This is a genomic window from Faecalimonas umbilicata, assembly GCF_004346095.1.
Taxonomy (GTDB): Bacteria; Bacillota; Clostridia; order Lachnospirales; family Lachnospiraceae; genus Faecalimonas; species Faecalimonas umbilicata.
The window spans coordinates 85,012-101,316 of record NZ_SLZV01000003.1 but is presented as its reverse complement, the minus strand read 5'-3'; the positions used below and the strand labels follow the sequence as shown (position 1 = coordinate 101,316).

The 16,305-nt window shown below is 38.2% G+C and carries 18 protein-coding genes and 1 pseudogene; 13 read left to right on the top strand and 6 right to left on the bottom strand.

What is annotated here, in order from left to right; all coding sequences use genetic code 11:
- Positions 1–121: 121 nt before the first annotated feature.
- The 6 genes from tnpC to EDD74_RS02180 all read right to left on the bottom strand — a co-directional run bounded on the left by tnpC (position 122) and on the right by EDD74_RS02180 (position 6,172).
- Positions 122–1,444, bottom strand: coding sequence for an IS66 family transposase (gene tnpC / locus EDD74_RS02215; protein ID WP_116442106.1), 1,323 nt, complete (start codon positions 1,442–1,444; stop codon positions 122–124).
- Between the two features lie 65 nt (positions 1,445–1,509).
- Entirely contained in the window at positions 1,510–1,842 is a 333-nt protein-coding gene (locus EDD74_RS15300; protein ID WP_116442107.1) for an IS66 family transposase, read from the bottom strand.
- 305 nt (positions 1,843–2,147) lie between these two features.
- Positions 2,148–2,507 carry an IS66 family insertion sequence element accessory protein TnpB gene (gene tnpB / locus EDD74_RS02205; RefSeq protein ID WP_116442108.1) on the bottom strand — a complete coding sequence of 120 codons (360 nt, stop codon included), beginning with the start codon at positions 2,505–2,507 and terminating at the stop codon, positions 2,148–2,150.
- Complete coding sequence (gene tnpA / locus EDD74_RS02200; protein ID WP_116442109.1) at positions 2,501–2,884, bottom strand: IS66 family insertion sequence element accessory protein TnpA; 384 nt, start codon at positions 2,882–2,884, stop codon at positions 2,501–2,503. The genes tnpB (EDD74_RS02205) and tnpA overlap by 7 nt, the downstream gene beginning before the upstream one ends.
- Before the next feature lie 713 nt (positions 2,885–3,597).
- A complete protein-coding gene (locus EDD74_RS02185) occupies positions 3,598–4,683 on the bottom strand; it encodes a GDP-mannose 4,6-dehydratase (protein WP_116442511.1) in 1,086 nt (361 codons plus the stop codon).
- A gap of 16 nt (positions 4,684–4,699) precedes the next feature.
- Entirely contained in the window at positions 4,700–6,172 is a 1,473-nt protein-coding gene (locus EDD74_RS02180) for a nucleotide sugar dehydrogenase (RefSeq protein ID WP_116442512.1), read from the bottom strand.
- Between the two features lie 637 nt (positions 6,173–6,809).
- Between EDD74_RS02180 and tnpB (EDD74_RS15675) the strand changes: the two genes are divergently transcribed.
- The 13 genes and pseudogenes from tnpB (EDD74_RS15675) to EDD74_RS02115 all read left to right on the top strand — a co-directional run bounded on the left by tnpB (EDD74_RS15675) (position 6,810) and on the right by EDD74_RS02115 (position 16,243).
- Positions 6,810–6,992: an IS66 family insertion sequence element accessory protein TnpB gene (tnpB, locus tag EDD74_RS15675; RefSeq protein ID WP_116442110.1), complete on the top strand. Its 183-nt coding sequence runs from the start codon at positions 6,810–6,812 to the stop codon at positions 6,990–6,992.
- Between the two features lie 276 nt (positions 6,993–7,268).
- Positions 7,269–7,760: a hypothetical protein gene (locus tag EDD74_RS02170; RefSeq protein ID WP_116442111.1), complete on the top strand. Its 492-nt coding sequence runs from the start codon at positions 7,269–7,271 to the stop codon at positions 7,758–7,760.
- A 662-nt stretch (positions 7,761–8,422) separates the two neighbouring features.
- Positions 8,423–8,572: pseudogene (locus tag EDD74_RS15595) on the top strand (IS3 family transposase); the annotation flags it as partial.
- 444 nt (positions 8,573–9,016) lie between these two features.
- Positions 9,017–9,583, top strand: a complete 567-nt coding sequence (locus EDD74_RS02160) for a PglD-related sugar-binding protein (protein WP_116442112.1) — start codon at positions 9,017–9,019, stop codon at positions 9,581–9,583.
- Entirely contained in the window at positions 9,558–9,923 is a 366-nt protein-coding gene (locus tag EDD74_RS02155) for a hypothetical protein (protein ID WP_116442113.1), read from the top strand. The genes EDD74_RS02160 and EDD74_RS02155 overlap by 26 nt, the downstream gene beginning before the upstream one ends.
- A gap of 75 nt (positions 9,924–9,998) precedes the next feature.
- The gene (locus EDD74_RS15550; RefSeq protein WP_242990214.1) at positions 9,999–10,667 is read left to right on the top strand and encodes a transposase; all 669 of its coding nucleotides are present in this window, start codon (positions 9,999–10,001) and stop codon (positions 10,665–10,667) included.
- A 491-nt stretch (positions 10,668–11,158) separates the two neighbouring features.
- Entirely contained in the window at positions 11,159–11,857 is a 699-nt protein-coding gene (locus EDD74_RS02145; protein ID WP_116442114.1) for a hypothetical protein, read from the top strand.
- A gap of 268 nt (positions 11,858–12,125) precedes the next feature.
- Positions 12,126–12,680 (top strand): hypothetical protein, encoded by a 555-nt coding sequence (locus EDD74_RS02140; RefSeq protein WP_116442115.1) that lies wholly within the window; start codon positions 12,126–12,128, stop codon positions 12,678–12,680.
- 33 nt (positions 12,681–12,713) lie between these two features.
- Positions 12,714–12,980: a PqqD family protein gene (locus EDD74_RS02135; RefSeq protein ID WP_116442116.1), complete on the top strand. Its 267-nt coding sequence runs from the start codon at positions 12,714–12,716 to the stop codon at positions 12,978–12,980.
- Positions 12,977–13,453, top strand: a complete 477-nt coding sequence (locus EDD74_RS02130) for a S24/S26 family peptidase (protein ID WP_116442117.1) — start codon at positions 12,977–12,979, stop codon at positions 13,451–13,453. The genes EDD74_RS02135 and EDD74_RS02130 overlap by 4 nt, the downstream gene beginning before the upstream one ends.
- A gap of 2 nt (positions 13,454–13,455) precedes the next feature.
- Positions 13,456–14,679 (top strand): nucleotidyltransferase domain-containing protein, encoded by a 1,224-nt coding sequence (locus EDD74_RS02125; RefSeq protein WP_165851611.1) that lies wholly within the window; start codon positions 13,456–13,458, stop codon positions 14,677–14,679.
- Positions 14,680–14,711: 32 nt separating this feature from the next.
- Positions 14,712–15,512 carry an ABC transporter permease gene (locus EDD74_RS02120; protein ID WP_116442119.1) on the top strand — a complete coding sequence of 267 codons (801 nt, stop codon included), beginning with the start codon at positions 14,712–14,714 and terminating at the stop codon, positions 15,510–15,512.
- Complete coding sequence (locus EDD74_RS02115) at positions 15,512–16,243, top strand: ABC transporter ATP-binding protein (protein ID WP_116442120.1); 732 nt, start codon at positions 15,512–15,514, stop codon at positions 16,241–16,243. Before EDD74_RS02120 ends, EDD74_RS02115 begins: the two co-directional genes overlap by 1 nt.
- The last annotated feature ends 62 nt before the right edge of the window (positions 16,244–16,305 follow it).

Genomic DNA, 16,305 nt, shown 5'->3' with positions numbered 1-16,305 from the left:
TGGTAAATGAAAAATGTCAAGATATTTGCTATGTTGTATCTTAAAACAGCAAAAATGTAAGCACTCAAATACATGTACCGTAAGCGATGAATAACAACACGGGTATCCAAACCAGGGAACCCTAAATTGGCAGGTTCCCACGATTTTCTGGAAGTTCCAGGCTATCATCTATGATTCCGGAACACTTATCCTGTACAAATGTACTCCACGGTAGCAACTGTTCTATGCCTGCGGGCTCATTTTTGTAGTCCGGCATATACAAAAGCAGGGTGTACAGATACTTGTAAGCATTTAGGTTGTTTGCTTTTGCTGTCTCCACAAGACTCATAACAATTGCGGTTGCTTTCGCATCGTCAACAGAGTCGTGAAACAGGAAGTTTTTACGCCCGGTGGCGTAAACCTTTGCCTTTCGCTCAGCGGAATTGTTTGAGATTTCACATCTTCCATCCAGAAGATAATTCATTAACGATTCCTTATGGTTTAAGGCATACTTAACCGCTTTCTCCAGATTGCTTCCGCCAGATGGATCCAGCGTGTCAATCCAGGACCAGAATTCATCCCAGATTGGTGTTTCTTCTTCAAGACGTTTTGCTTTTCTGTCTTCTGGAGATAACTCCTTATACATACGTTCCTTGAAGAACAGACGATTGCAGAAAGCAACTCCTTTTTCGGCTGGAAGCAGATTTGCATCTTCCTCTGAGGAAAGGGGTTCATCCAGTGCCTGCTCCGAGTTGATATCCAGAAGCCGGATTCTTTTTTGCCTTCCTTTTGGAACTGCATCAAAGAATTTACGGCGTGCATGTGCCAGACAGCAGATAAGGATTACATCTTCAATGCATCCGTATGCCGCATAACCATCGCACTGTATCATTCCATGAAATCCTTTCAGGAATTCAATCGGATAGGCACTTGCCCGGCCCGGCTGATATTCATACAGCGCCACAGGAGGTTTCCCATCACTTCCGCTTTGATAAATCCACATGTAGGATTTCTGAGTCGCCTTGCGGCCATCCTCGTGCAATACCTGACAGGGAACTTCATCTGCATGGATAAGGTCTCTCCCTATAAGTTCCTCATGCAGCTGACTGTAAATCGGTTCAAAATACTCAAGAGCACCTTTAATAAACCAGCGTGCTTGCGTTTCACGAGGAATCGGAACACCACTCATGCCAAAATCCATTTCCTGCCGGTAAAACGGAAGATAAAGTCCTGCTTTCCGGTACATGATCATTGCCACAAGGGATGGTGATGCCGGACTGTGGGGAAACAGAGACGTTGGAGCAGGTGCCGCAACGATCGTTGTTTCATCTTCTTCATGACAGCCGGGACAGCGCATCTTCTGCTGAAGGTAACGGACCCGAAACAGTTTTGCGGGGATTACCCTTAATTCCTCTCTGACAAATTGTATCCCATAGGTTCCAGCGGGGTACCACAGTCCGGACAAAACTTCTGTTCATCCGGCAGTGGACATTTGACTTCACAGACCGGAAGCGAAGCATAAAGCTCTTCTCAGGATGCCTTTGACTTACGAGGTTTTGAACTCTTTTTACTTTTCGCCGGAGTCTCCTTTACATCATCCTCTGATACATCTTCCGCCACATCAGACTTTTTACCGTCTGCTGGCAGAGAGATATTTTTGGAATGCTCGCTTGAAATGCCAAAGAATCTCCGGTTTAACTCGGCAATGGTTTCTTCTAGATTCGCAATGGTCTGGCGCAGATCCCGGATGGTATCCTGCATGTCCTCGCCATTTTTTGTGAGGAGCGCAATCGTATTATTCTGTTGTTCAATGATTGTCAGAAAAGTGCTGATATCACTTTGCCGGTTGCTATTGTTTGACATGATTTACCACCTGTTTATTTCTACTGTTATTATAAAAATAAATCAGGTTTTTCGCAAACCGGCTGATTTTATGCATGGTCATTTTGACCAATAAAATCCTGTGGATATCTAACCTGAGAACCTGTAATTCAATGGATAATTCCGGATTTTCAGGTTAGATATCCACCGTGGAATAAGAAAACGGAAGGAATCCGTCCGGTATTCCACAGATGGAGCAAAAATAGAAAAAATGCTGTTGATAAGTCTGGAAAGCGTCGTTTTATGACCGGAAAAAAGTTTTTATTTTTCTCTGTTTTGTACAAAACTCAGAAGTCTTTTTTCCTGCTTCCTGCTTTGATTGCCTTGGGCTGATCGATTGACAGACCTTCCATGAGCCATTGGAATTCCTGTCTTGTAAGCAGGCGTGCTTCCGAGGCATTGCGCGGCCACTGGAAACGACCGCTTCCATCTAATCTTTTTTGCATCAGGACAAAACCGTCCTTGTCGAAGTGCAAAGCCTTGATTTTCCGGCAGTCTCTTCCGCAAAAAAGAAACAGAGCATTGGAGTATGGGTCGAGGTCGTAGCTGTCCCGCACGATAGCCATGAGCCCATCAAAACTCTTTCTCATATCGGTGCGGCCGGTGATTACAAAAATCTTGGAAACACCGGGCAGGTCGCCTAACATAACTTTTGCAGAGCCGTTAGTGTTTGAACGATTGTAGACTCTGCCGCAGCATTGGTGATTTCAATCTGAATCCCATGCATTGAGATTTTAATAGCAGTTGCAGCAATCTCCTCTGAACTACAATTCATTGGTAATTCAGATACAGGATTGAAATTCAGTTCTACAACTTCCTGCTTCTGGCAGGGAATCACGGTACCGACAGTAGCTGCCGGAATACTGCATGCTTTATTGCGAAGTCGTTTGACATGGTAATAAAAAGTACTGATACCGATTTGATGCTCCATGCACCAGTCCTTGTCAGAAAGCCCGCTTGATCGGCATTCGCTAATTAGGTCAAGCCACTTTTCATCAGAGTAGTGCAGTCTTTTTGAACTCATAGTAATTCACTCCTAAAGGTTATTCAGAGTGAATTCAACCGGAATCAATCACAGTTAGAGTAAACAGCTCCAAATACAAATGCAACTGTTCCAGAGATATCCTCACTCCTGAAGTGATTATCTCATGAAAAGTTGGTGGCGACAAACCGTGTGATTATACATCGCTTACACTTTGACGGCATTCCATGATGAGACGGTATTGTTCTTCGGCAGGTATTCTTTTGCTTCTCATGAGTACACCTCCATAAATCGGATAGAGTAAAATGCTTGCATCTATCATTTCTAGCAAGAGAAGATGAAGTAAAATGCTTGCATTTTCTATTGATTATTATGGATGCATTTTTAGGGCAACACAATCCGTTGAATTATTTTGCGCTTACGAAATATAAATAAATACCATCGTTTTCTTCATGATGAGATCAAGAAATTTGAAGGAAAAACTGAAGAAAAGACTGCTTAGAAAAAGGGTGCTTTCAAAAATGCAGTCAAGGGGTTTTTGCGTCCTAAAATACATACAGAAAAGAAAAAATACGAATCTCCTAAAGAAGTTCAAGTATTAAAAATACTGATTTCTATGGGAGATTCGTATTTTAAGATTTAGAGCCTAAAAATCGGTATTAACCGATTTCTACTTTTAAAAAGTCTAACTTTTTAGGGTCGCCCCAATTTAAAATCATCCCCAACATTTATTTTAGAGACGAACCAAACTTTATTTAAATTTTATAAAACGTTTTATACCATTCCGCGAAGTTACGAAGCCCTGCTCTTAAGGAGGTATTTGGTTTGAAACCATAGTCTTTTTCCAGTGCGCTTGTATCAGCATATGTTACTGGCACATCACCGGGTTGCATGGCAACAAGTTCTTTGTGGGCTTCAAAGTCATAATTTTCAGGAAGTACGTCTGCACGGATCAGCTCTTCCTGAAGGATGGTGACAAAGTCTAGAAGATTTTCGGGATTACTGTTTCCAATATTGTATATAGCATACGGAGGGATTGGAAGACCGTCTTCTCCGTTTTTCTTTTCCGGAGCGCCCTGCATGACACGTTTTATTCCTTCTACAATATCATCAACATAGGTGAAGTCACGTTTGCAATTTCCGTAGTTGAAAATTTGGATTGTTTCGCCTCTGAGCAGTTTGTTTGTGAATCCGAAGTAAGCCATATCTGGTCTTCCTGCCGGTCCGTATACAGTAAAGAAGCGAAGTCCAGTGGACGGAATATTATAAAGTTTGCTGTATGCATGAGCCATAAGCTCGTTTGATTTCTTTGTGGCTGCATAAAGGGAGACCGGATTATCTACTTTGTCCTCTGTACTGTATGGAATTTTTTTGTTGGTGCCGTAAACAGAAGAGGAAGAAGCATATACCAAATGCTCTACCCCTTTAGCCCCATTATCATAGGAATGGCGGCAGGCTTCCAAAATATTGTAAAAACCAATCATGTTTGACTGAATATATGCGTCCGGGTTGCTAATTGAGTAACGCACACCTGCTTGGGCTCCTAAGTTTACTACAATATCTGGTTTATGTTCTTCAAAGATTTTATCAATAATTACTTTATTTGAAAGGTCGTTTTTATAGAATACATAAGTGGAATCAGTGTGTTCATTGACACATTTTTCAATTTCCTGTAAACGCCATTCTTTGATGTTGACATCATAGTAGTTGTTCATATTGTCAAGTCCGATAATACAGATGGGTGATTGCGTTTTTAAAAGTTCAAGAACAAGGTTGCTGCCGATAAATCCGGCAGAACCTGTAATGAATATTGTTTTATTTTTTAAATCTATATGCTTCATATTGTTTCCTTTCATGTTAATCTCTTTTGAAGATATCTCTTGTATAAACCTTATCTTTTACATCATCGAGGCAGGAAGCATATCTATTGGCAATGATTGCCTGACTTTTCTTTTTGAATTTCTTTAAGTCATTGACGACTTCAGAACCATAGAAAGTTTCTCCATTTTTTAAAGTTGGTTCGAAAATAATAACTTTGGCACCTTTTGCCTTGATTCGTTTCATAACACCTTGAATGGAAGACTGGCGGAAATTATCTGAGTTACTTTTCATCGTTAGGCGATATACACCAATGACTTTTTCCCCTTCTTTGGTTGGATCCCATGAACTGTTTGCTTCATAGGCTCCAGCCATTTCTAGAACCTGATCTGCAATATAGTCTTTTCTTGTTCTATTACTTTCTACAATAGCAGAAATCATATTCTGAGGTACATCATCAAAGTTAGCCAGAAGCTGTTTCGTATCCTTCGGCAGGCAATAGCCACCGTATCCGAAGCTTGGATTGTTATAATGAGAACCGATACGTGGATCCAGACATACACCATTGATGATTTCTTGTGTGTTTAATCCTTTTGTTTCTGCATAGGTATCCAGCTCATTGAAATAAGAGACACGGAGCGCCAGATAAGTGTTGGCAAACAGTTTAACTGCTTCCGCTTCTGTGAATCCCATGAATAATGTATCTATATTTTTCTTTATAGCGCCCTGTTGAAGAAGGCCTGCGAAGATTTCAGCCTTTTTTCTGGAATCTTCATCACAGGAGACGATGATTCTAGATGGATAGAGATTATCATAAAGTGCCTTGGATTCACGAAGGAATTCCGGACTAAAGATGATATTCTTTGTATGCCATTTTTCTCTGACAGATGCAGTATATCCCACAGGTATGGTGGATTTAATGACCATCGTTGCATCTGGATTTACTTTTAGTACCAGCTCAATTACAGCTTCCACAGCGGAGCAATCAAAGAAGTTCTTTTTACTGTCATAATTAGTTGGGGCTGCAATGACGATAAAATCGGCATTTTTGTATGCTTCTTCTCCATCAAGCGTAGCGGTAAGATCAAGCTCTTTTTCAGCAAGATACCGTTCGATATAATCATCCTGAATAGGTGATTTTCTATTGTTGATGAGGCCTACTTTTTCCGGAATGATATCAACAGCCGTTACGTGGTTGTACTGTGCAAGGAGGGTGGCGATGGAAAGACCTACATAACCGGTACCGGCAACAGCAATGTTATATTTTTTATGAAGAACCAGTTTATCGTTTTCTGGTCGGATTTCCTCAAAAAGATCTATTACTTCAAAATGAAGCGCTTCTGCAATCGTATGAAGCTGGTCGATGGAAGGGATATAATCGAGGCTTTCAATACGGCTGATCATCCCTCTGTTGATGCCGGTCATTTTTGCTAGCTGTGCCTGAGTGAGTTTGAGTTCTTTTCTTTGGGTGATAATTGTATCTGCCATTTTTGCATAAGATATTTTTTTCATATCAAATCTCCTAATGTTATTATCTGTCACATGAAGTGTGAGTTTTTTTTTATATTCCAATAAGAAGATGCTATCAGAAACATATGTAAATGTCAATAAAAATAACTTAAAAGTAAGTGTAAAATAATTTAACAGATTGTGTGCCCTAAAAATCGGTTCATAAGTAAATGCCCATGGTGGGTGCGTAGACAGGACACTAAACATTTGAGATAATCTCTTTGCCAAGTATAAAAAGTTTAGAATCAACTTTTAAGACTAGACTAGAGGCGGTAGAGACCAGGAGTTCAATTGCAATCACTGTCGCACAACAAATATCGTCTTCAAGAATGAGCATCCCAGATCAGAGAATGTCAAAGACGTCCGCAAAATCTTACTGTAAAAGACTGGTGTGTTCAACATCAGATTACAGTTGAGAATTATTACCAGCGTTTGCGCTAGGTTCGGGAAGCGTGTCTGAAGGGAATGACTTCTGAAGTTGCACCACAAGCGGTTGTCGCTGTTCCAGTGACATTGATGGAACGTGCGAGTTCAACATCAGATCCATGCACTTTAGAAATCTAGATTAATTCTATGAGGATTTATGTTTCTGAGAATACATCTCCGAATTTACTGAAAATGGTTTTGCAAGTGGCTACTGATGTTAAATGATGCTACACGCTTTAAAAATATCTTTATAGCAACTGGATACACAGATTTTCTACTTGGTTTGGATTCACTTACAGCGATTATTGAATCAAAACTTGGTAGAAATTCCATTGAACCTGACGCTCTGTATATGTTTTGTGGAGGGCAAACAGATTGCATTAAATGTTTGGTCTAGGAATCTGATGGCTATCTGCTTTTATATAATTGGTTAGAATAAGGTGAATTCCAATGGTCACGTTCGGAATCGGAAATAAAAACTCTTACTCAGCAACAATTCCGTTGGCTTATGGAAGGATTATCTGTGATGCCTAAACGGCTTAGACTTTTTATAAAACAAAGGGATGAAAATTATTCAGAGGCAGTCCGTGAAAGCTGACTTGCGGAAATCAAGAATGAATCACCACGACAGAAATCTGCTGTATGGGTGCAGTATACATATCAGTTGGAGAAAATGGACTCTACAGGGACTATGTCTAATCGTGGACTTTATCTTAACTGGTCAAACTATGCTAAACCACCTGGGCTCCAGCAAAAGAATCTTGATGCGTATCTTGCTGATTGTGGAAATCTCTATACCAGCAGGACATTAGAAGTGTCCCGGATTTACTGTTCAGAGGGATTGATTTTTCTAGAAGGCATGGGAGTACATACCATTTCTGATATTACTTATGAAGCTGTCATAAAGCTGGTAGAAACAAAAATGTATTGTTCTGATGATACAAAGGTCATGATTCCGAATAATACTGCACATATAACCCGGTTCTACGGCGAAAAAGGACTTTGTTCTTTGAACTACAGTCTTGTGCTAAATCGGCAGATTTATCCTCATATAGAGTTAGTATCCCAGTTCTCGGTTGAAAATTGTGGAGAACTAGATAAGATAATGGATGTAACCTTGTCAGTGGATGAAGTCTACAAATCAATTATATGTGGACTTCTATGAGAATTAACTCTCATTTGTATCGGAAATAGCGATGAGAATGAATAAAGTGTTTTAATTTCAGTAGAAAAATGCGATTTTTCTTGAAAAAAATGATAAAGATGGTAGAATTGAGGAGAAATGGTGCTAGAATATAAATAGTACAAGTCAAAGTGAGAAATCCTTATTAGAAAAATTATGATACAATATAGATACTGTACGGAAGGAGGATCTCCTTATGGCAAAGAACTATGACTAACAACTTAAGCTGGATGCAGTCCAGTACTGTCACGATTATAGGAACTTAGGACTGCAAGGCTGTGCTACAAATTTAGGAATCAGTTAGCAGACATTATCACGCTGGCAGAAAGAACTGCGTGAAGCCGGTGATATTGAAAGTCGTGGTTCCGGTAACTATGCCTCTGATGAAGCAAAAGAAATCACACGATTAAAACGAGAATTACGAGATGCACAGGACACTCTTGAAGGATAAAAAAAGCAATCAACATTCTGGGAAAAAGATGGAAGCCATTTATCTCAAAGTTACGGAGATTGCAGAAACTGCTCATAAGGCGAAACGCGAGTTTTTGTCTTCGGAATGTTGAAACATCTTGGTGTTTCTTGTTTTGGTTATCATGCATGGCTAAAACGTATTCTTTCTAAACACAGAAAAAAGGCGTGAAGCCGTAAAAGATAAAATTAAGGATATTCATAATAAATCAAAACAGAATTGCGGTATTCCCAAAATTATCAAAAAGCTACGAAAAACGGGAGAGATTATCTCCGAGCGTATCGTTGGTAAGTATATGAAACAAATGGGTATCAAAGCGCAGTGAATCAAACCATGGATAATCACAACCAAAGGTTCTGACTTCAGAGCAGCGAATTAAAAAATATCCTTGATGAACAGTCCAAAACAGTGGAAGTATCCTGCGTGATTGAAACAATAAAGAAAGGCAAAGCAAGACGTTGGTGTTAGAATATTTTATGCAATGAGTGTTGAGGTGTATTAATTATTAAAGATATTTGACAATTGCCATGTAAATAAATGTTCTAATCAATCTATGACAATATATTTATTACATTGACCAATTGTTTATTCTTTTAGTACTTGGGGCTTTGTTGGACTGGTGAGAAGATACGATAATTTTTCAGTATAATATTGGATTACATTAGGTGTTACGGTTAGTGTTTTGGAAATTATAGTATATTGTTGCAGCAATGTGTTTGATCGGGGTAGTAATACTCTTTTAAATACAATTACATAAAAGGTGATAAAAATGAGATTAATTATTATTGGTGCGGGAGGCCATGGACAAGCTGTATGTGAAGTTGCTGGCGCATTACAAAAATATAATACTAGAGATGAAAATAAAAATATTATATTTTTAGATGACAGGTATAGAGATGTTGCCAATAGAGAACAGAAATATGGGACTGTAGTTTATAAAATAGTAGGCATGTGTGATGAATATTGGAAGTATATAAATCAAGACACAGAATTTTATCCGGCGTTTGGAGATAATAAAATAAGATTAGAATGGGAAGAAAGAATTGCTCAAGCAGGTGGTAAACTTGCAACAATTATTCATCCTACGGCATATATTGCGAAAAGTGTGGTAATTAAATCGGGTACAGTTATTTTCCCTAAGGCAATGATTAATACGGGCTGTATGGTTGGAAGCGCATGCATCATCAATATGGGAGCGATTGTGGATCATGGATGTGTTTTAGATGATGCATGCCATATCAATTCAGGAGCTATAGTTATGGCAGAAAATTATGTGCCTAAATATACTAAAGTGGATGGTGGGGAGGTAATTGAAATTCGAAAGTGGAAGGGTTAGACAAAAATCAAGTCAGTTAGCAATAAAACAAAAACAACAAGAAATGAAAGATGCAAGAGAAATGGCATTAGCGGGATATTCTATTGAGCAAATCTCTTCTCTGATGCATCGTTCCTATAAAGCTATACAAAATTATTTAAATCCTGATTTTTCAGTTATAAAGAGGCACTATAGTGTTAGGATTCTAGGGAAATTAGCTCCATACGAAAAAGAGGTAATAGAACTTAGGAGTCAAGGATTAACCTATCCCCAAATACATGGAATCATTTGCGAAAAGGGATATGTTAGACAGTGTAGCTTTGCTATGAATGTTTATGTAAAAAGAAAGAATAATGCATGAGCAGAAAGAAAATAAGAAGTCGCATTCTGAAGAAGTGCAGAGGTAAATCCTTATGCAGTAAAGCAGACAAAAGAAATTGAAGATAACAGCCAACTTAAGGATGACAGAAAAGATCCAAAACTCATAGCAAATCTTGTGAAAGATGGAAACTTTGGAATGCCGTATCTGCCAGAAAAGCTTTATGCTGATATTAGATGGTTGTCGATGCTTCAAGACCAGATAAACGAGGATCGGATAAGAGATCTTAACCGACTTCACAGAGAAATGAAAATCTATTTTCCAGAGTATAAGGACGCATTCGGAAAAATAGATGGGGCATTTTGCTTGGAAGTACTTAAGGTTGCACCGTTTCCAGAGGATCTGGTTACACTTGGTGTAGAAGTTATCAGACAGATTTGGCATGAAGCAAAACTGCGGGGACGTGGTTATGTAAATGCAACTTCCATCTTTGAAAATGCCAAGAAAAGCATAGGGATTCAGGATGGAGCGGAATCGAGCAAAGTTGCTGTCAAGTGGTTGGTTCATCGAATGCTTGAATCAAATGAGCAGCTAGCAGACATAGAGAGCTGTTTGCATCAAATGTGTATGGATATTCCATATGCAGAAAACATTCTGGCAATATCCGGAATAGGAAAAAACACGCTTTCCGGGATACTTGCAGAAATGGGTGATATATCAAGGTTTGATGATGTAAAGGAAATACAGAAATTAAGTGGACTGGGTTTGGTAGCAATAAATGTATAACAATGAATTTTTGTAAGGATTAACAATTATTACTTTGCTTATAGGTAATTATTTGTTTGTTTTGTAATATGTCTGGATAAGAGCATGCAGTATAAATGATCAACAGATAATTACTAAATAGACATGATTTCATGTTAATGATGAGAGTACAGACTTTCGCAGAAGGAACAAGTTTTTCAGAAGGAAAGAGTCAGTATCATTTTTGCCAAGAGCAAAAGATATTTAATGCTTTGATGTATTTTAAGGAGTGACTAACTGTATTCTTCGAGATGCTATAATTGAAGAAAATGTTTTGCTTACTAAGATTTAGACTTTTAACTTCGAAAATCTCTCAATCTTTAGCTATGGTAGTGACATTCACAAAATGCATTTACACCACCTAGAGTATAATTAAATTCTAAGGATATGTGATAAAGGTTTCCTAAAGCCGGGAAGCAGAGAGAAGGAAGAATTATTCTTCATTTTCTATAATTTTACGGGGCATAGATTTTATGGAAAAGTTTGTGGAAAAATTTAATATTTTTGATATCTTCACAATGTTAGTGCCTGGTATAGTTATTTCCTGCTTATTTAGTATCTCTCTATCATTCAAATATTATGACATTTGGAAAAATTACGGAAATGAAAAGTACGTTCTATTTTTTGTTTTTTCTTATGTTTTGGGAGTGGTGTTTCAAGAAATAGGAACAATATTAGATGAAAAATATTTATGGAAACACTTATGTGGAGGAGAACTACGACATATTTTTTTGTCAGAAGATTGCTATAAGAATATTTTCGATACTGAACTTGCTTATAAAAACGCATTAGATATTAAAGTATATTTTAAAAAATATATAAATTCGGAAATCTACGAAAACGCAAGTGAGAAAGAGAAAAATGCTCTTATATTTGAATATTGTTTGAATATATGTGAAATGAAAGGTATAACATACAAGGCTGACAAAATGCTTATAATTTCTGAAATGAGTCGATCGATATTTTTGGGGTGCATTTTCACAATAGTTATAAACATGTATCTGATATTTGTTTGCTCATATTGTTCCACATTCCTATACTACGAAATTCCATTATTAGTAATTAGTGCAATTATATTCTTCTATCGAAAAATAAGATATGAAAAATATAGAATTAGAATATTGATTAGAATGTTTTTGATTTATGTACAGCAACAAACTATTGAAAAATGAATATTATAGTACGATGGAGACATCAGTTTGGAGTGACCTAGAATAATCGGCGAGAGTATGAAACTTTTTCTGTAAATAATGTTTTAGAAGGTTTGCTATGTGTTAGCTTCCAGGTAAATATTTGAGCGTTTACGAATCTTTTCCAAGAGATATACGAAGTAATTTTTGCCGTGTATTATATGATCAGGAACGAAGCAGGATACTTCATGCCATTTATTTTGATAAACGGTATACATCTGTGAGAGCTGAGATTAGAAGAGACCGTAAAATGGAAGAATTACAGGCAACAGACTTTGAATATATTTTTTCCGGTAGTGCGTTTGGTGATCGCTTAGCAGTGCTCGGAGATGCTGTGCTGCATGGATCTGCCATTGCTTTTCAAGGGCGAGGCGTGATATTTTCTGCAATCAGTGGAGTTGGAAAGTCTACTCATACGGGACTTTGGAAAGAACGGTTTAAAGAAAAAGTGGAGATTGTGAATGATGATAAACCGGCGATTCGCTTTCGGGATGAAGTGCCTTGGATTTATGGAACACCATGGAGCGGAAAAACAGACTTAAATCGGAATATGTCAGTACCGCTTGCGGCAGTTGTATTTTTAAAGAGAGATATAAAAAACTGGATAGAACCGATGAACATTTCAGAGAGAATGTATAATATTACAAATCAATTGATGGTTCCATTCTATGATGAGGAAGCAGGAAGGAAGTTAACAGCGTTTGCGGCGAGGCTGGCACAGAGTGTTCCAATGTATTATTTGCATTGTAATATTAGCCAAGAAGTAGTGGAGATTGTAAGAAAAGAAATATTTTGCGATAATTAGTAGAAAAATAGAAGTGGAAATGGAGAAAATAGGATGAAGATTAAAGATACTTTTCAGCTTGTAACAGTAGCAGGGGAACATATGGTCATTCCGATTGGAGAGCAAAGTGTGGATTTTCAGGCAATGATCACACTAAATGAGACAGGCGCCTTTTTATGGGAAAAATTGCAGGAAGAAATGTCAGAAGAACAATTGGTTTGTGCGTTGACAGACGTATATGAAGTTGGAAAAGAAATAGCAGAAGAGGACGTTAGAAAGTTTCTTTCTATTTTAAGAAGGAAAAATATTTTGGAATCATGATGGAAGAAAGAACAGTAATACTTTCTTTGGAAGAACTTTCTCCGATATTGAATAGCCTGTTAGAACAAGGACAGACCGTCACTTTGCAGGTGACAGGGACAAGTATGATGCCGTTGTGGATGCATAGAAGAGATCAGGTTGTTTTAGAACATTGTCAGGAAGGAAGTTTAAAGAACGGAGACATTGTTTTATATCGGCGAGAAAATGGTCAGTATGTCTTACATCGGATTATAAAACTTTATGATCGACAGATGAGTTTATGTGGGGATGCACAATCAAAGCTTGAGAAAAATGTTTCAACAAATGCAGTGATTGCAAGAGTTGTGAAAATCTGCAGGAAGGGGAAATGGTTTTCCTGTGATCATAGGGGATATTTATTGTATGTGTATCTGTGGGGAATAATGCGACCTGTTCGAGGGAAGGTGCTTGGAATTGCAGGCAGAATCAGAAGTCTTAAAAAAAGCAGGAAATGAGGATGAATATGAATACGGTGCAGACAGCTGTCATACAGTTATTGCAAATTTACATGGGAATGGATGATTGCGTAGACACATTCCCAAAGCAGGTAGATTGGGCGGAAGTATATGAATTGGCAGTCAAACATAATATAGGCGGAATCTTATATACAGCGATCAGAAAACTTCCGGAACAGGAGTGCGTACCGAAAGACATTCAGAAAGATTTGCAAGTGCACTTTTATGCATCGGTTAGCCGAAGCAAGGAGCAGGATATGCGGATGGTTCAAGTAATGGAATGCCTAAACCAAAATAAAATTTTTCATGTTTTAATGAAAGGGTGGGTTTTGAAACGATATTATCCTATTCCGGAATTGAGGACGATGGGGGATATTGATTTTCTCATTCGGGAAGAGGATAGACAGCGTACACATGAAGCACTTTTGCAGCTTGGATTTCTCTGTACATCCGATACGGGGTTTGTGTGGTGCTATGAAAAAGGAAATACTCTTTTAGAAGTGCATAGTCGAATTGTTTCTCAAAAAGTTGGAAGAGGAGCAGATACGGAGCAGTACTATTTAGATGCTGTTTCTCATACAGAAAAGGTTCGGGGAGAATACACACTATGTTTTATTAAAGAGTATCATCTTGTATATTTGTTTGTGCATGCAGCGAAGCATTTTCAATATGCAGGATATGGATTGCGCGGACAGTTGGATTTTGCATTGTTTATGGAGAAATATGGAAATGAATTGAACTGGGATTATATTTGGCAGGAACTAGAGAAGTTGGGACTATCTGCGTTTGCAAGAGCAACTTTGACTTTGTGCAAAGAGTGGTTTGGTACGAAAATAGACTTTCTTCCAATGCAAATGGAGACAGAGAACTATGAAAAGATGAAGGAGATTATTTTTGCGGGAGGGGTGTATGGCTATTGTGACAGAAACATGGAGGCATCCCAAGTGCGTGATCAGTTGGAGGGAGCAGAGAAATCAGATTTAAAAACATTGAAATGGAAAGCGATGATAAAGATGATTTTTCCAGATCGACAGTATATGAGAATGTACTTAAAGAATGTCGAGAAGCACCCGTCACTTCTGCCGGCAGCGTGGGTAATCCGCTGGTACCAGGCTATATTTAAAAGAGGAAGCAGAAATACACAGAGAATGAAGCAGTTTCTGTCAGTGGATGAAGGGGTTCGAGAAGAATACACACTTTTGAAAGAACTTGATCTACTTCAATAGTGAATGCATAGAAGATGAGGGGAAGGAAACATATGGGTAGATTTTTTCGGGATATAAAGAAATATTATAAATATGCCATTTACTCTGGCAGAGCGGGATTGAAGGCAGAGGTGGCAAATTCCCGCTTAAGTTGGCTCTGGTGGATTTTAGATCCTCTGTTATTTATGATCATATATTGGTTCCTGTCGCAGATTGTTTTTGGGCAAAGAACAAGATATTATATGGTCTTTGTATTTATCGGATTAAATATGTGGGACTTTTTTCAGAAGAGTATTGTGACCAATGTAAGAGTTGTGACGAATAACAGTTCGATTGTAACGAAAGTCTATCTGCCGAAATTCATTCTCGTTTTGATTGAGATGTTTAAATACGGATTTCGAATGGCAATTGCATTTGGACTGGTAGGCGTGATGATGATATTGTATCGTGTCAGAATCACTTGGAAGATTTTATTTGTGCTTCCCATTTTCTTTACACTATTTCTGCTTGTATTTGGAATCTCCTGTATAGTGGCGCATTTTGGTGTATTTATCGAGGACTTGCAAAATGTGGCGGCAGTAGGGATGCGGCTTTTGTTTTATATATCAGGAGTATTTTATGAAATTGAGCCAAAGCTGAAAGGAATCAGCCGGATTCCGGGAACGCTTGCGGACATTATGATACAGTGGAATCCGATTTCTTTTTTGATTACGCAATGTCGTGAAGCACTGATTTATGCAGGAAATATAAATCTGACGATGCTGTGTTTTTGGATGGCTGTTGGATTTTTATTATCTGCAATCGGTGTTTTTTTAATCTATAAATACGAGAAAGATTATGTGAAGGTGATTTGATGGACGATAGAAAAAATGCAATTGAGGTGGAGGACGTTCATCTTTCTTATCAGTGCCTCCAGGCTTTTCCTCTGCGGAAGAGTATTTTTAGTTTGAAAAAGAGTAAGGTAGAAAAATATGAGGCGCTCCGCGGTATTTCTTTTGGAGTTAAAAAAGGAGAGATTGTAGGGGTGATTGGAAGAAATGGGAGTGGAAAATCTACTTTGTTAAAAGCAATTGCAGGAATTTTTGCACCAGATCAGGGAACAATCACACTTGCAACCCCATCTGTTTCGCTTTTATCTATTGGAGTAGGATTTCAGCGTAAACTGACAGGGCGTGAAAATGTGATGCTTTCTGGAATGTTGCTGGGCTTTAGTGAGCAGCAGATTTTAGAAAAGATGGATGAAATCATAGAATTTGCAGAAATTGGTTCTTTCATCGACCGCCCGGTGAAGACGTACTCAAGTGGAATGTTTTCCAAACTGGCATTTTCCATTACTGCAGTTCTGGAGACAGATATTATGCTGATCGATGAAATCCTGAGTGTAGGAGATACCAAATTTAAGAAAAAAAGTTATGAGAAGATGAAAGAACTGATTTTTGATAAGAATCGAACGGTAATGATCGTCTCTCATAATCCAGATACTGTTAGACAACTTTGTACAAGTGTATTGTGGATCCACGAAGGAAAGGTTAGGATGCAGGGGGATGTGGAGACGGTGTTGGAGGCATATGAGGGGGAAGCATAAGGATTTTCAATTGCGGAACAGCACAGAATCTGCTATGATAATCTCATAGAATTCCTCTGTCA

Excerpts from the sequence above, each read along its gene's own strand:
- EDD74_RS15300 (WP_116442107.1), bottom strand. The coding sequence starts at position 1,842 with ATGTCAAACAATAGCAACCGGCAAAGTGATATCAGCACTTTTCTGACA.
- tnpB (WP_116442108.1), bottom strand. The coding sequence starts at position 2,507 with ATGTTAGGCGACCTGCCCGGTGTTTCCAAGATTTTTGTAATCACCGGC.
- tnpA (WP_116442109.1), bottom strand. The coding sequence starts at position 2,884 with ATGAGTTCAAAAAGACTGCACTACTCTGATGAAAAGTGGCTTGACCTA.
- EDD74_RS02185 (WP_116442511.1), bottom strand. The coding sequence starts at position 4,683 with ATGAAGCATATAGATTTAAAAAATAAAACAATATTCATTACAGGTTCT.
- EDD74_RS02180 (WP_116442512.1), bottom strand. The coding sequence starts at position 6,172 with ATGAAAAAAATATCTTATGCAAAAATGGCAGATACAATTATCACCCAA.
- tnpB (WP_116442110.1), top strand. The coding sequence starts at position 6,810 with ATGTTAAATGATGCTACACGCTTTAAAAATATCTTTATAGCAACTGGA.
- EDD74_RS02170 (WP_116442111.1), top strand. The coding sequence starts at position 7,269 with ATGGACTCTACAGGGACTATGTCTAATCGTGGACTTTATCTTAACTGG.
- EDD74_RS02160 (WP_116442112.1), top strand. The coding sequence starts at position 9,017 with ATGAGATTAATTATTATTGGTGCGGGAGGCCATGGACAAGCTGTATGT.
- EDD74_RS02145 (WP_116442114.1), top strand. The coding sequence starts at position 11,159 with ATGGAAAAGTTTGTGGAAAAATTTAATATTTTTGATATCTTCACAATG.
- EDD74_RS02140 (WP_116442115.1), top strand. The coding sequence starts at position 12,126 with ATGGAAGAATTACAGGCAACAGACTTTGAATATATTTTTTCCGGTAGT.
- EDD74_RS02135 (WP_116442116.1), top strand. The coding sequence starts at position 12,714 with ATGAAGATTAAAGATACTTTTCAGCTTGTAACAGTAGCAGGGGAACAT.
- EDD74_RS02130 (WP_116442117.1), top strand. The coding sequence starts at position 12,977 with ATGATGGAAGAAAGAACAGTAATACTTTCTTTGGAAGAACTTTCTCCG.
- EDD74_RS02125 (WP_165851611.1), top strand. The coding sequence starts at position 13,456 with ATGAATATGAATACGGTGCAGACAGCTGTCATACAGTTATTGCAAATT.
- EDD74_RS02120 (WP_116442119.1), top strand. The coding sequence starts at position 14,712 with ATGGGTAGATTTTTTCGGGATATAAAGAAATATTATAAATATGCCATT.
- EDD74_RS02115 (WP_116442120.1), top strand. The coding sequence starts at position 15,512 with ATGGACGATAGAAAAAATGCAATTGAGGTGGAGGACGTTCATCTTTCT.